This window comes from Metabacillus litoralis, from assembly GCF_003667825.1.
Classification (GTDB): Bacteria; Bacillota; Bacilli; order Bacillales; family Bacillaceae; genus Metabacillus; species Metabacillus litoralis_B.
On record NZ_CP033043.1, the window covers coordinates 2,672,916 to 2,687,067 of the forward strand.

Annotated in this window: 15 protein-coding genes; all 15 read right to left on the reverse strand. The window is 37.1% G+C overall.

Annotation, left to right across the window (positions count from 1 at the left end; translation table 11 throughout):
• On the reverse strand, nucleotides 1-684 hold the full coding sequence (gene minC / locus D9842_RS13375) for a septum site-determining protein MinC (protein ID WP_121662970.1): 684 nt from the start codon (nucleotides 682-684) through the stop codon (nucleotides 1-3).
• A 206-nt stretch (nucleotides 685-890) separates the two neighbouring features.
• Nucleotides 891-1,409, reverse strand: coding sequence for a rod shape-determining protein MreD (gene mreD / locus D9842_RS13380; protein ID WP_162987428.1), 519 nt, complete (start codon nucleotides 1,407-1,409; stop codon nucleotides 891-893).
• Nucleotides 1,406-2,338, reverse strand: a complete 933-nt coding sequence (gene mreC, locus D9842_RS13385; RefSeq protein ID WP_121662972.1) for a rod shape-determining protein MreC — start codon at nucleotides 2,336-2,338, stop codon at nucleotides 1,406-1,408. Before mreC ends, mreD begins: the two co-directional genes overlap by 4 nt.
• Nucleotides 2,339-2,524: 186 nt before the next feature.
• Nucleotides 2,525-3,547, reverse strand: coding sequence for a rod shape-determining protein (locus D9842_RS13390; protein ID WP_098798738.1), 1,023 nt, complete (start codon nucleotides 3,545-3,547; stop codon nucleotides 2,525-2,527).
• A 219-nt stretch (nucleotides 3,548-3,766) separates the two neighbouring features.
• The gene (gene radC, locus D9842_RS13395; RefSeq protein ID WP_121662973.1) at nucleotides 3,767-4,456 is read right to left on the reverse strand and encodes a RadC family protein; all 690 of its coding nucleotides are present in this window, start codon (nucleotides 4,454-4,456) and stop codon (nucleotides 3,767-3,769) included.
• 108 nt (nucleotides 4,457-4,564) lie between these two features.
• Complete coding sequence (locus tag D9842_RS13400; protein WP_121662974.1) at nucleotides 4,565-5,134, reverse strand: Maf family protein; 570 nt, start codon at nucleotides 5,132-5,134, stop codon at nucleotides 4,565-4,567.
• A 183-nt stretch (nucleotides 5,135-5,317) separates the two neighbouring features.
• A complete protein-coding gene (locus D9842_RS13405; protein WP_162987429.1) occupies nucleotides 5,318-6,331 on the reverse strand; it encodes an SPOR domain-containing protein in 1,014 nt (337 codons plus the stop codon).
• 125 nt (nucleotides 6,332-6,456) lie between these two features.
• On the reverse strand, nucleotides 6,457-7,236 hold the full coding sequence (locus D9842_RS13410; RefSeq protein WP_121662976.1) for a pilus assembly protein PilO: 780 nt from the start codon (nucleotides 7,234-7,236) through the stop codon (nucleotides 6,457-6,459).
• Nucleotides 7,233-7,817, reverse strand: coding sequence for a PilN domain-containing protein (locus D9842_RS13415; protein ID WP_121662977.1), 585 nt, complete (start codon nucleotides 7,815-7,817; stop codon nucleotides 7,233-7,235). The genes D9842_RS13410 and D9842_RS13415 overlap by 4 nt, the downstream gene beginning before the upstream one ends.
• Before the next feature lie 6 nt (nucleotides 7,818-7,823).
• The gene (pilM, locus tag D9842_RS13420; protein ID WP_121662978.1) at nucleotides 7,824-8,819 is read right to left on the reverse strand and encodes a type IV pilus biogenesis protein PilM; all 996 of its coding nucleotides are present in this window, start codon (nucleotides 8,817-8,819) and stop codon (nucleotides 7,824-7,826) included.
• 16 nt (nucleotides 8,820-8,835) lie between these two features.
• A complete protein-coding gene (locus tag D9842_RS13425; protein ID WP_121662979.1) occupies nucleotides 8,836-9,609 on the reverse strand; it encodes a prepilin peptidase in 774 nt (257 codons plus the stop codon).
• Nucleotides 9,610-9,676: 67 nt separating this feature from the next.
• Nucleotides 9,677-10,138 (reverse strand): prepilin-type N-terminal cleavage/methylation domain-containing protein, encoded by a 462-nt coding sequence (locus tag D9842_RS13430; RefSeq protein ID WP_121662980.1) that lies wholly within the window; start codon nucleotides 10,136-10,138, stop codon nucleotides 9,677-9,679.
• A 93-nt stretch (nucleotides 10,139-10,231) separates the two neighbouring features.
• On the reverse strand, nucleotides 10,232-11,440 hold the full coding sequence (locus tag D9842_RS13435) for a type II secretion system F family protein (RefSeq protein WP_121662981.1): 1,209 nt from the start codon (nucleotides 11,438-11,440) through the stop codon (nucleotides 10,232-10,234).
• The gene (locus tag D9842_RS13440) at nucleotides 11,440-12,480 is read right to left on the reverse strand and encodes a type IV pilus twitching motility protein PilT (protein WP_121662982.1); all 1,041 of its coding nucleotides are present in this window, start codon (nucleotides 12,478-12,480) and stop codon (nucleotides 11,440-11,442) included. The genes D9842_RS13435 and D9842_RS13440 overlap by 1 nt, the downstream gene beginning before the upstream one ends.
• 9 nt (nucleotides 12,481-12,489) lie before the next feature.
• Complete coding sequence (locus D9842_RS13445) at nucleotides 12,490-14,151, reverse strand: GspE/PulE family protein (RefSeq protein WP_121662983.1); 1,662 nt, start codon at nucleotides 14,149-14,151, stop codon at nucleotides 12,490-12,492.
• Nucleotide 14,152 lies beyond the last annotated feature (1 nt).

Below are 14,152 nucleotides of genomic sequence, written 5' to 3' on the forward strand. Positions count from 1 at the left end.
TTAGATTCCCCCTTCAAACCTCGTTAAATTCGGTCGTAGATGAGTAAGTTGCTGTAATCTCTCAATTACCATTTCTTCGTCTTCATTAATATAAGCACATTCCATCTCATTACCCTCGTTTGGTATATGATCTGGAGCCCGATTAATAACCTCACCGATGCGCAGCTGTGTTGGCTTCATTATTGAAGCAGCAATTACAGCTTGTTGATTTCCATTTACACCAGCATGCGCAATACCTCTTAACGCTCCTAGAACAAAAATATTCCCAGCGGCACTTACTGTTCCACCTGGATTCACATCACCTATTAGCAGTAGATCTCCATTCACCTTAAGAACTTGACCGGAGCGCACAATTTTCGTAATAGAAACGATTTCAGTCTCTCTTTTTAATCTTAGTGCCTCATCCTTCGTCATAACATTACTATCAATTGACTCTACCAGAAGATTCCGCTTCTGCTTAATAACCGATTCTAGTTTTTCTCGCTGATTCTTATCTATGAAACGATTTCCAACCTTTACATTAACTCCAATAACCGGACCGCCTTGTTGAACATATTGCTTTAAAGACAGCATTTCCTCAAGCTCCTGGAGCAATTGGTCAAAAGAACATGAATCATCGAGATGTAACGTTAAGCCATCTTTAGTGCCTTTTATCGTAACATATTGCTGTTTTTGGACCTTCATGACGTTCACCTCAACGATTTTACTATTCGACAGAAATGCTCTAAATCCTTTTTTATACTATCAAATAATATAAGATTTTAGGAAAGATAGTATATGAAAAACTAAGACTTTTGCCATAGAACTTGAAAATAAGCCGAGTTTTTCTATTGTAATCATATCATTCATTCTATATTGAATGTTATAGGAATCTCATTTGCCCGTTAATCTTAATCCTCTGACTCTGCCAACTTTAATTTCGTTAAAAATGTTTTTAATGGATAAATACATAAACTAGCAACAACAATATTTAATGCTAAGGTTGGAAGTAACCTTAACGTTGTAAAATCATAGAGAGACATGTTTGTTGCATCAATTAAATAATTAATTCCATAAACATAGTACTCAAGCACAGATATAGCTATAAGCGTAAGAAATAAGACGATTAATACGTGTCCATGTAGTACCTTCATTGCCTTAGATATGAGATAGGCCAAAAATCCGTAAGCAAAAAGATAAATTCCCATGACTTCAATATAAATAATATCGTGTAAAAGTCCAAATATAAAGCCAAATAACATACCTTGGGTACGATTTAAGTATACAGTAATGAAAATGACAAAAATTAAAATAAACCTCGGAACAAATATATAATCTTCGGATATAAATGAAAGTGAAACTAAATGTGCAAAGGTACTTTCACTTATAAACGAAAAAAAGACAAGAAAAGGAAGAATGAAACGTCTCAAGATTCCTCCTCCTCCTCTTCAGCCAATGCTTCCACCGGATCTTCTGATGCTGCGTTTCGTTTCGCTACCCATACCCGGTCAATATCGTAAAAATTAGCTGCAGGCTTTACATAGGCCATTTGTTCCAACCCATATGAATCAGGCTCTACTTCGGTAATCTCCCCAATAAGAATTCCTCCAGGGAAAACACCTCCTATGCCTGCTGTTATGACTTTTTGACCTTCTATAAGCTTAACATTTGATTTAATACGACGAAGCAGAAGGGCTCCTCTTTCTTCGTCATAACCTTCAATTAACCCTGTAATTTTCTCATTATTTTTAGTTGTGTCGTTTTCTTTTTCATCACCATCAGCTACTGGCAGTGGTTGTACTTCAGCTGATATTCGATTTTTCAAATCTGTTGCACTTAAAAGTTGTACAGTCGATGTGAATTGAGAGGCTGATTTTACTTTTCCAACCAGTCCTTGTGCTGTGACAACAGCCATGTTCGGCTCAACACCGTCTTGTTCTCCTTTATCAATGGAAACATAGTCATACCATTTATCTGGATTTCGACCTATTACAGCTGAAAATATTGGATCATAATCCCTTAAATCGGCAACCTTTCCAAGCTCAGCCTTTAGTTTTTCATTTTCAATTTTGTACTCTTGTAGATCAGCTTCAAGCTGCATATATTCATCAAGTCTACTTTTTAGTAGCTCATTTTCTTCATACGTATTTTTTAAATCGTTCACATTCTCAAAAAAGTTTGATACATATGTTGCAGGCTTATGAAAAATTGATTGAAAAACACTTACGGTGTCTTGCAAAAATTGTTCCGGCCAAGATAGCTCTCGATTATCTTTTAAAGAAAAACCAATCAATGCCACTAAAACGATCACACTTACTAGTAACAAGATAAGGCGTTTATTTAGAAAAAACTGTGGCATGATGAACACCCTCTTATTTCTAATTTAGTAGAAAAACTCGGCTTAGCGCCAAGTAGAATGACGAAAACCGTTGTCTTTCTTATCCTATCATTCCTAAAAATCTTATCCTTCTTACTAACATAAAACAGAGCCAGCACTGCGAGTCAGTACCAGCCTGATTTATAAAACAAATGCTCTTTACAAAAGTTAACGACTATCTCTAGCTTTATTTTTAAACAAATGAATATGCTCTAAAGCTTTACCTGTTCCGATTGCTACACAATCTAACGGATCTTCTGCGATTAATACCGGCATATTCGTTTCTTCACCAATCACCTTATCAAGGTTGCGAAGAAGGGCTCCCCCTCCTGTTAACACAATTCCACGGTCCATAATATCCGCGGCAAGCTCTGGCGGAGTTTTTTCCAATGTATTTTTCACTGAATCAACAATCATATAAACCGTGTCTTTCAGGGCTTCAGCAATTTCCTCAGCGGTAATCTCAATTGTTTTCGGCAATCCTGTTAATAAGTCACGTCCACGAATATCCATGTTTTCCACGCCATCAGGAGAACCTGCTGAACCAATTTCTACTTTGATCGCTTCAGCAGTACGATCACCGATCATTAAGTTATATGTTTTGCGAATGTATGTAGTAATAGCCTCATCCATTTCATCACCGGCAACACGAATTGATTGACTTGTTACAATTCCACCTAGTGATATAATGGCTACTTCCGTCGTTCCACCACCAATATCAACAACCATACTTCCTGTTGGTTCCCATACAGGTAGATTTGCACCGATAGCAGCAGCGAATGGCTCTTCTATTGTATAAGCATCACGGGCACCTGCTTGTCTTGTTGCATCAATAACAGCTCTTTCCTCTACCGCTGTTATACCTGAAGGAACACAAACCATAACATAAGGCTTTCTTGAGAAAACACCTTTTGTTTTCGTTGCTTGCTTAATATAATACTTCATCATTGTCGCTGTAGTTTCATAATCTGCAATAACTCCATCCTTCATTGGTCGAAGGGCAACAACATTTCCAGGCGTACGTCCGATCATGTTTTTTGCATCATTACCAACGGCAACAATTTGCTTTGTGTCTGTTTGCAGAGCAACTACAGATGGCTCCCGAACAACAATTCCTCTTCCTTTAACAAACACAAGTGTGTTTGCAGTCCCCAAATCTATTCCAAGGTCTCTTGTACCAATACCGAACATAGGGTGTATCTTCCTTTCTGAAACGAAATATACTTTTGCTTATTTTTATGAAAATTGACAGAATGCAACTTTCTTCTTTTGGAGGTTAGCTTGCCCGTTACTAACAAGTGAGATTTTTTTCGCAACTTTTCTTCATCTTCCATAAAAACATGAGTTTTTCTGGTGACCCTAAAAAACCCATAAGACTTATTATATCGTAATTACTCAAAAAAAAAAGTATTACATGTAGCCTTTTTCTTTCAGACTAACAAATTTTTGTTCACCAATGATAAGATGGTCCAAAAGTTCTATACCTAACACCTTTCCACATTCTGATAACCGTTTTGTTACCTCAATGTCTTCTCTACTCGGTGACGGGTCGCCCGAGGGATGATTATGGACACATATTAAAGAAGCCGCAGATCTTTTTAACGCTTCCTTAAAAACCTCCCTTGGATGTACTATAGATGCGTTAAGACTGCCAATAAACACGGTTTGTTTATGAAGTACTTGATTTTTTGTATTCAAGTAGAGACAAACAAAGTGTTCCTGACTTAAAAAACGCATTTCTTCCATAACATAATTCGCACCATCCTGCGGAGAACGAATAACATACCGATCTTCATACGTTAAACGGTTGATTCTGCGCCCAAGCTCAAGAGCAGCTAATATTTGGACTGCCTTAGCGGTTCCAATCCCTGAAATTGTCGTAATCTCCTCAACAGATGCGTCTTTTAACATTCTTAGGCCTTCAAAATGCTTTAACAGTTTTTGTGACAAATCTAGTACAGATTCTTTCTTTGTGCCTGTTCGTAACAAAATGGCTAATAGTTCCTGATTAGAAAGCTTATCAGAACCTTCGTTTAACAAGCGTTCTCTCGGTCGTTCATCTTGAGGGAAATCCCGGATTTTAAAAGTTGATGTTTCCATTTATCCTCCTTCATTTCCCTTTCTGCTCTGTTCATTCTTTTCTCTATGTGTAATAGAATGTTTCCTTTGTTACCTTTTTATGCCACAAAATGATTTACATTTTTCCTCTTACCATGTAAACCCTGCTGTAACAAGTTCTCTTTTTGTTCTAGCAATCGGCAGACCAACTACTGAATAATAATCACCATGAATTTCCTTTACAAGCAATGATCCATACCCTTGAATTCCGTATGCACCTGCTTTGTCCATCGGCTCACCTGTTTGAACATATTCATCAATTTCCTTATCTGTTAAAGAATAAAACGTTACGCTCGTTTTTTCATAAAAGGAACGCACATCATCGTTGTTTATAAGACATACTCCTGTATACACCTCATGTGTTTTTCCTGATAGCATTTTAAGCATTTGGACGGCTTCAGAGAAGTCCTTAGGCTTACCTAGCATTTTCCCTTCATAAACAACAAGCGTGTCTGATCCAATAACAAAAGCATTTGAAACGTTTTCGGCTACACTTGTGGCTTTTTGCTCAGCCAATGATTGAACAATCTCGGCAGGACTGAGCGTCTCGTCAACAACCTCCTCCACCTCACTGGCGATCACTTCAAAAGGAAGTTGGAGAATCTCTAGAAGTTCTTTTCTACGGGGAGAAGCTGAAGCTAAAATGAGGTTTTTTTTCATGTGAAAACATCCTTTCTTCGTTTCAGATTAGAAGATACTTCTATATCTTACCAAAGGATTTTTTTTAGGACAATTTTGTAATATTAAATTTTAAAGTGTCGAATTTTAGTGATTGCTCAAATGCCAATTTGTATAAAAAAAGACTGATAAAAGAGTAAAAATATCTTTTATCAGTCTCTTATTCTAAGATTGTAAGCTTGCAACAACTTCTAAAATAGCTTGCTGAGCTTCCCACCCTTTATTACCTTTAACATTTGCAGCAGCTTCTGAGAGCTTGCTAAGTAAAGACTTTTCTGTCTCGTTCGCAGTTTCAATTTCTTTTATTTGTGACTCAACAGCCACTATGTCTTCTTGATTCACACTTTGCCCATTTGTTGCTTGAGAAGCTAGTGAAGATAAAGTAACAATTGAGCTTACCCACTGATCGGGGGTCTTAGTAGTTGCGATGGAAAGGGATAATTGTTTTCCTCCCCAAAAATCATTAAACGAGTTTTGTTTATACAGATTGTTTAAGGCTTCTGTTTCGGCTTTCTCTTTCCCAATACCAGCTAAAACTGTGAAAGATCCATCCGCCTCAATCACTGTAGAAGAGAATCCTTTATTTTTTATATTAGACGAAACTGTATCTGCTCCTTCTTTCGTTGAAAAGATCCCACCTTGTACAGCGTAAAGCTGAAGAGTTGTCGTAGAGGTTGAAGCTGCTGCTGGCTCCTCTGTATTGCCACCCTCGGTTGAAGCTGTATCAGGTGTGTCATTTGTGACAACCGTAGGAACAGACGCATCTGGCATATCTTTATTAGATAAAAAGTTTAATGCAATATAACCAAATCCAACTCCTAGAAAAATGGCCATAAGAATCACTGTGAACATTTGTTTTAAAGGAAATGTGACAAAATTACTTTTGCTTTTTGTTTTTTTCGAATAAACAAAAGGTGTGACTGTTGAATTTGATAAAATTTTCTTCTTCTTAGGAGTCACTACCTTAGGATCATCTTCAAAAATAGTGTCATCATCCTCAGGCAAAAGCCAAGGAAAATCTTCTTCTTCTTTTTTAGCAGAAGCTATTTCTTTTTCAGCCTGTAGCTTCTCCTCCCATGACGATATTTGATATTCTTCTGTTTTTGGTTCTTTATCTGACACAGGACGATCTTTACCATTTATTTTAATTTTTACTGTGTCTGAGGTCTGCTTGTCCATATGCCTACCACCCTTCTTTGAAAACACGACCATTCATAATGATCTAATGCTAACAGAAGGATAAAAAAAAAGAACAAGACATTTGTCGTCTCATCCTTAATTTTTTTCGTCATTTTTTTCACATGCTATGATTGGTCTTCGTCCTCTTCTTCAATCGCATTTGTAAATGGATTTTGTTTATCACTTGGCTCAGGCGTAAAAATTGGTGGTAGCTGTTCTCGTAACTCTTCCAAGCTAGGTAAATAAAATGTCGAAACAACAACATTGTATTCATAATCTGTTTCCTCACTATCTTCAAGGAGATGAACGAATTCAGGATTTCCTTCTACTGAAACAGATTCAATTTGTGTTATTCTTTTAGAGTTTTCCAAAATTCGGATAAAATCTTCTAATTCATAATAGCTCGGAGATGTTACGGTTAATTCAACCGTTAATTTTTCCAACCCTTCCGGCATTGGCTCTGTTTTTACTTCTTGGGATGTTTCTGCAGCATTGTCTTTTTCTGCATCAGGATCTAATTTCTCTTCGTATGCTTCGACAAGCTCGTCACCCTCTTCTTCAGTAGTGACCTCTTCACCTTCTTGAAAAGTTAATGACGTAATCATACTATTAGATATTGTCTCCGCTTTTTCTAAGTCTAGAAGAAATTGTTCTTCAAAAGGACTAACTGGCAGAATTTTTTGTAATTCTACTGCAGAAAGCATCGCTTCATTACTAGTTGATCCAGCACTAGACTTTTGCAAAGTTTGAATAAGTGTATTTTCCGTTTCAATTTGACTTTGCAAGCTGTCTATTTGTTGAGCTTTTGGCTTAATGAAAAGTAAATAAGAAAAATAAACAACAAGAGAAGATAGAACAAGTGTAAGGACGATGATTATTGTATGTTTTTTTCTCCATTCAATCATTCTTCACTGTCCTCCTCTCCAAAAGCCTTAAGGGCAGCTCTGTCAATAAGCAGTTTATATCCAGCAAGATATCGCGGAACAGAATCTTCTTTTGCTACATCAATTGGTACCGTTTCTACTGTTAGTAATTTCACTTCTTCTAATAAGTTAGATTCTTTGAGTCTTTTTAAATAATAGGCTGTTTCACTAGATGACTCAAACTGTACAATCAATTCCAGTGAAGAGCTATCCAAGTAATCCATTTGATAGAAATACCCTTTTTCAGGCAGCTGCTTTGTTAATTCATTTAATAAAGGAACAAAATCTACTGGATATTCTTCAGACCATTGAATAGCCTTTTCCAAATTTGATAAAGCATCGGAATCAGTACTTTGACTCGCTTGCTGCTGCAGAACGGTCGTCTGCTGCTGAGCTGTATTATATTCTTGTTCTAATTGAGCTATTTGTCCATTTTTCTTGTTCAGTAATGAAAAAATAGTCAGCGTTGCACAGAGTAGCATGACGGCCACAATTAAGATAACGAGAATATTGGTGTAATTTCTTTGCTGTTTTTGTGGGAGTAAATTAATTTCCGCTAACATGATGATTTACACCTCTTTTAATGCTAATCCAAGCACAGTATGAAACTTAGCGGGAACAACTATGTTTTTATGTGTGTATACACGATCTTTGAAAAGAGAAATAGTAATGGATGTTCCCAGCTCTTTTAAGTCTTTCTGTAATTCATGTATATACGGATTATCACCTAATAATTCAATATGTGTTATTTGATGATCTCCTTGATGAAGACTAAATCGATAGAAATTGATGATTTTTTCGATTTCTTTCACAACATCCCGAAATTGAAGAGAAAGCTCTTCAGGCTCTTTACATTCATATTGATAGTATAATTGTGTTTCCGTTTCAAGTTTGTACGACCATTTTTTCAACATTCCTTCTAACGGTAAATGACGTGTAAAAATCGGCTTACAATCTTCAAATATACTAAAATTGACTGAGTCAAGCTTTACTTCCACTAACAATGTGTTATCTTTACTTTTCACATGCTGTTTGTTATAAAGCAATCTGTAATTAGAAAGTGCCGATAAATCTGCAGCAGTTGCCTCTAGCTTCAAATCATCAAGTAGCTCTGTGTATTGCTTAATCATAGCCTCTGGTGCTGCAAACAGAAGAATTTCCTTTTCAATCTCTGTTTCTTGCAGAGGAACAAAGTCAAATACAGGCTCTTCAAAAGGAAGATGAATATTGTTCCCAAGCTCTAAATAAAGATAGCCTTTTATCTCATCATCTTTTAAATCTGCCGGTACCTTCACTTTTCGAACACTGATGAATGCATCCGGAGTTATAAATCGTACCTGTTTACGCTTGATCCCCCAGTCACTCATACACTGATCCAAAATCATCGCAAGCTTATCAGCATCCTTAATCTGCCCGTCTACGACAATTCCTTCAGGCAAATACGTTTCAACAAAATGGTTCACAACTAGTGGATCTGTACTTTTAAGCTCAAGCAATTGAATGGAATAATTTGATATATATAAGTTAATAGAATGTTTAGTTTGTCTAAATAAAGGAAGAGCCATTATAAAAAACCCCTTCTTAATATAAGTAAGAAAAGAATGTAGTCATGTATAGCGAGATAAGGTCAGAACCAAAGAAATAAGCCACTAAAGCGCCAATAACAAGAAACGGACCAAAAGGGAAAGGTTTGCCCTTTTTCACACGACCTGTCAGCATTCCAGCTACTCCTACTATCGTACCAACTAATGTGGCTATAAAAAAGGTTAGGAGCACAAGTTTCCAGCCAAGCACAACACCAAAAACAGCTAAAAGCTTCATATCTCCGCCCCCCATACCTCCTCGACTGACTAAAATAATAACGAGAGGTACAAGAGTCCCAATAATTAGACCGGCAATTGGATCCCACCATGGTTCAGTACGTATGAACATTCTTTCAATAAAAAATAAAACAAGAAAAAACAAATTCACCTTATCAGGAATAATCATATATTTCAAATCTGATACGGTAACAATCATGCAAAGTGAAATAAGTGACCATGCTATAATCAATTCTTTTGACCATCCCACCAAAAGCGGTGAAATCGTAAAAAGAATCGCTGTTAGTAGTTCCATTGATGGATATAATGGTGAAATAGACGTTTTGCAGTTTTTGCATTTGCCCATTTGGAGTACGTAAGAAAGTATTGGAATTAGTTCAATTGGTGATAGTTTTTTGTCACATACAGGGCATGCTGAGCTTGGGTATGCAATGGATTTTTTTAGTGGGACACGGAGTCCGACGACATTGAAAAAGGAGCCGAGTGTTGCGCCTAGTATGAAGATGTAGGTGTGTAGGATGATGGTTGTTAACATGCCTTAGCTCCTTATAGAAAGATAGATAGCCATTACATATTTTGGCTATCTATCTTTAAAAATTCATTTATGGTAAATCAATATTTTCTCTTTCAAGATCATCAGCATTAGGGATTGTATCTTGTCCTTCAGCCCTTACTATATAATTATGATCTTCTTGACTAACTAATTGTACACGATATTCAATTTCATCAGTTCCCTGAAACACGTTAACAACAGTATCTGCAGCACTGTAGTCTCCATCATCACTAGGGTCGTCAATTGCTTCTATTAACCCATCTTCAATTAAGTCATCTAAACCAATTTCTACTCCATCATCTGGTATTGGTGTTGCCTCAGCTGCTACTGTTAACCTAGCAGCATTTGCTATTTGTTTTGCATTCGCAATATGAGCATCCATACGTGAGTTATTAATCATCCCACCAATCGCCGGAATCGCGATCGCAGCAATAATCCCAAGGATTACAACTACCGCTAAAAGCTCGATTAACGTTAATCCGCGCTCATTTTTCATAAGTTTTTTCAACATTTCTTTTCCTCCTAAAAGCTTAGTTCTAATTCCCTAAATCTATGTTAATTATACATCAATAGTTTAGGTAGTGAATATAAAAATATTGTAAATTCACATCTGTACGTGGTTGAATATATCGAACATTGGAACGATAATGGCTATGACAATCGTACCAACTATACCTGCTAATAGAACGATCATTAATGGCTCAATTAGTGACTTTAGTCGGTCTGTGCTGTTTTCTACTTCTTCTTCATAAAAGTCCGCGACTTTTCCAAGCATTTCATCTAACGAACCCGTTTCTTCCCCAATGGCGATCATTTGAGTAACAAGTGGTGGGAATGCCCAATGCTTTTTCATCGGTTCTGTTAATGACAAACCATTTTCCAAGGAAACACGAGAATTGGCGATCACCTTTGCTACGACTTCATTTTCAACGATTTTTTCCACAATTAATAAAGACTGAAGAATCGGCACAGAGCTTGAAAATAACGAACTAAGTGTTCTTGTCATTCGTGCTAATACAGCTTTTTGAATCATACTTCCAAAGATCGGCATACGAAGGGCAACAACATCTAAATAATACTTTGTCTGCTTATTTTTCCGTAACCCGTAAAAGGTAGAAAAAACAGCAACAAAAAACAGGATAACAATATACCAATACTCTTGCATAAAAATACTAGAGTTTAAGACAAACAGTGTAATAGCCGGTAATTGTGCTCCAAATCCTTCAAACATGGAAACGAAGGTAGGAACAACAGAAACTAGTAAGAAGATAACAACAACAACAGCGACAATCGCAACAGCCATAGGATAAGCCAACGCAGATTGAATCTTTTGCTTAGTCCGATGCTGTTTTTCATATTGAACAGCAAGCCTGTCCAGTGTTTCTTCCATACTACCGCTTGCTTCACCAGCTTTAATCATATTCACGAACATCGATGAAAAGATCCGTTTATGCTTTGCTGCTGCAACAGATAAGGCTTGTCCGGATTTTAAATCATCCTCCATTTGCTCTAATGCTTTTCGTAGCGGTTTACTGCTAGTTTGCTTAGCTAAGATATTTGTTGCATCTACTATTGTCACTCCTGCTCGTAACAACGTGGAAAATTGCCTAAGATAAATAACAAATTCCTGAAGCTTTACAGGATTACCAATTGCTATATCCTTTGTTAACAGTGTTTCTGGTATTTCTTCAATATTGGTAATTCGTATTCCGAGTTCACTTAGTTTTAACACCGCTTCACGCCTTGAATTGGCAGTTACTTTCCCTGACTTTTTACCTGTACGGTCACGACCTTCATATTTAAATTTTGCCATTAGTCTGTCGTCCCTTGTTTGTAAGGTAAAGCTGCTTCAGAAGAAATAATGCCTGCTTTTACATACTCTGAAAGAGAGCTTTCAAAGGTTTGCATTCCTTGTGCTCGACTTGTTTGAATCACGCTCGGAATTTGGTATGTTTTTTCATTTCGTATTAAGCTGGCAACTGCCGAGTTATTTAATAAAATTTCAGTTACAGCACGGCGCCCTGATTTATCAACTGTCGGGAAAAGCCTTTGTGATATAACCCCTACTAACACGGAAGCAAGCTGAAGTCGGATTTGTGGCTGCTGATTAGCCGGAAACACATCGATGATCCTATCAACTGTTGATGCAGCAGACGACGTGTGAAGTGTACCAAGAACAAGATGTCCTGTTTCTGCTGCAGTTATTGCTGTGTGAATTGTTTCTAAATCGCGAAGCTCTCCAACTAAAATCACATCTGGATCCTGTCTTAGTGCTGCTTTTAAACCTGATGCAAAGCTACCTGTATCAAAACCAACTTCACGTTGATCAACAATACATTTTTGATGTTTATGCAAATATTCAATCGGATCCTCAAGTGTAATAACATGGCGCTTCATCGTTTGATTCATAAAGGAAATCATCGACGCAAGTGTTGTTGATTTTCCACTGCCGGTTGGTCCAGTTACTAAGATAAGTCCATGGGGCTTTTCCACAATTGATTTTAAAATCGATGGCAACTGCAAATCGTCAATTGATGGAATATTTCTTGGAACAATTCGTACAGCTAGAGAGATACAAGAGCGCTGACGAAATGCATTAACACGAAAGCGAGATACACCTGGAATTCCGTAAGAAAAATCAAGCTCTCCTTTTTCTTCAAACAATGACCATTTTGCTGAAGAAATCATTCCCTTTGCCATTTCTTCTGTATCAGCAGGCATTAACATGTTTTCGCCAATTCGAACTAACTCGCCGTTAATTCGTATAACGGGAGGCACACCAACTGACAAATGAATGTCTGAAGCTTGCTTTTCATAAGCAAGCTTTAATATAGAGTCAATTTTTGCTTTCAATGTTTTCACCTACTCCGCTACAGTCACACGTAAAATTTCTTCTGTTGTTGTTAAGCCTTGCTTTACCTTTAGTAGACCATCATCAATTAAAAAGATTGTTTTATTTTTTATCGCCAGATCACGAAGCCTTGAAAATGGTTCATTATTCATGATCACTCGTTTCATTTCGTCACTCAACATGAGAAGCTCATGGATGGCTAATCTTCCTTTATAGCCTGTCATATTACAAGTTCCACAGCCTCTGCCTCTTACAACTTTATCAATCGACAACCCTCTTTTAGCAAAAATCTCTATTTCTCGTTGTGTAGGGGCTTGTTCTGAAGCACAATCACGGCATACTTTCCGAACAAGTCGTTGAGCCACAACACCAGTTAAAGAAGAGGCCACTAAAAACGGTTCTACTCCCATATCAACCAAACGTGTAATGGTACCCAATGAATCATTTGTATGAAGCGTGCTTAACACTAAATGTCCTGTTAACGATGCACGTACTGCAACATCAGCTGTTTCACGGTCACGAATTTCCCCGACCATAATAATATTAGGATCTTGACGAAGAATGGATCGCAGCCCTTTTGCAAATGTCATTCCAACATTTGCATTGACTTGAATTTGATTGATTCCTTCAAGCTGATATTCAACTGGATCTTCAATCGTAATGATATTTACTTCCTCTGAATTTAAGTGGTTTAACGCTGCATACAAAGTGGAAGATTTCCCTGAGCCTGTTGGACCTGTAATCAACATAATTCCTGTAGGATTTTCTATTAATGTTTTGAATCTTTTTAAATTTAAGCTATTAAAACCAAGCTTGTTTAAATCATTTAAGGTACTGCCCAGATCCAAAATACGCATAACAATCTTCTCACCGTAGATCGTCGGAAGTGTTGAAACACGAAGATCAATTGGATGAAATTCGATATGCATTTTAATTCGACCATCCTGCGGAACTCGGTGTTCGGTAATATCTAAATTTGCCATGATTTTCAGACGGGCAACTAAAACGCTTTGCATATGCTTTGGAAATGTTCGTTCATTTTTTAGGACACCGTCAACACGAAAGCGAATTAACACTTTTGTTTCCTGAGGATCAATATGAATATCACTGGCTTTTTGTTGAACAGCGTTTTGAAGTATTTGATTAACAAGTCTAACAACAGGTGAGTCATCACTTGTGATTTTCTCTTCCTGAACCTCATCTTGAACCGTTAATTGGTTCATAATATCTGACATGCTGTCATCAATTTCATAGTACTTATTAATGGCTCTTAAAATATCATCTTTTGAGGCAATGGCTGTTTCAATTTGAAACCCTGTTGCTAGACGGAGATCATCAATGGCATAGAAATCCATCGGGTCTGCCATCGCAACAAAAAGCTTGTCTCCCTCAATTTTGATTGGAATTAATAAATTACGCTTAGCCATTTCTTTTGAAACAAGCTTAATTAATTTTTGATCAAACGGAAAACGATACAAGCTTACATGTGGAATTCCTAACTGAAATTCTAGAACCTCAATTAATTGCTGCTCTGTAATAAACCCTCTTTCAAGTAAGGCATCCCCTAATCGCTGCCCCTTTTGTTTTTCTGCTAGAGCCGATTGTAGTTGTTCTGCTGTTATAAGTCCTGAATCTAGTAATAAGTCTCCCAATCTTTTTCTAGTATCGTTCATC

What these genes read in the sequence shown, in the direction of transcription:
- D9842_RS13405 (WP_162987429.1), bottom strand. Translation starts at nt 6,331, where the DNA reads ATGGACAAGCAGACCTCAGACACAGTAAAAATTAAAATAAATGGTAAA.
- D9842_RS13425 (WP_121662979.1), bottom strand. Translation starts at nt 9,609, where the DNA reads ATGTTAACAACCATCATCCTACACACCTACATCTTCATACTAGGCGCA.
- D9842_RS13410 (WP_121662976.1), bottom strand. Translation starts at nt 7,236, where the DNA reads ATGATTGAATGGAGAAAAAAACATACAATAATCATCGTCCTTACACTT.
- D9842_RS13400 (WP_121662974.1), bottom strand. Translation starts at nt 5,134, where the DNA reads ATGAAAAAAAACCTCATTTTAGCTTCAGCTTCTCCCCGTAGAAAAGAA.
- D9842_RS13435 (WP_121662981.1), bottom strand. Translation starts at nt 11,440, where the DNA reads ATGGCAAAATTTAAATATGAAGGTCGTGACCGTACAGGTAAAAAGTCA.
- minC (WP_121662970.1), bottom strand. Translation starts at nt 684, where the DNA reads ATGAAGGTCCAAAAACAGCAATATGTTACGATAAAAGGCACTAAAGAT.
- mreC (WP_121662972.1), bottom strand. Translation starts at nt 2,338, where the DNA reads ATGCCACAGTTTTTTCTAAATAAACGCCTTATCTTGTTACTAGTAAGT.
- D9842_RS13445 (WP_121662983.1), bottom strand. Translation starts at nt 14,151, where the DNA reads ATGAACGATACTAGAAAAAGATTGGGAGACTTATTACTAGATTCAGGA.
- D9842_RS13430 (WP_121662980.1), bottom strand. Translation starts at nt 10,138, where the DNA reads ATGTTGAAAAAACTTATGAAAAATGAGCGCGGATTAACGTTAATCGAG.
- radC (WP_121662973.1), bottom strand. Translation starts at nt 4,456, where the DNA reads ATGGAAACATCAACTTTTAAAATCCGGGATTTCCCTCAAGATGAACGA.
- D9842_RS13390 (WP_098798738.1), bottom strand. Translation starts at nt 3,547, where the DNA reads ATGTTCGGTATTGGTACAAGAGACCTTGGAATAGATTTGGGGACTGCA.
- pilM (WP_121662978.1), bottom strand. Translation starts at nt 8,819, where the DNA reads ATGGCTCTTCCTTTATTTAGACAAACTAAACATTCTATTAACTTATAT.
- D9842_RS13415 (WP_121662977.1), bottom strand. Translation starts at nt 7,817, where the DNA reads ATGTTAGCGGAAATTAATTTACTCCCACAAAAACAGCAAAGAAATTAC.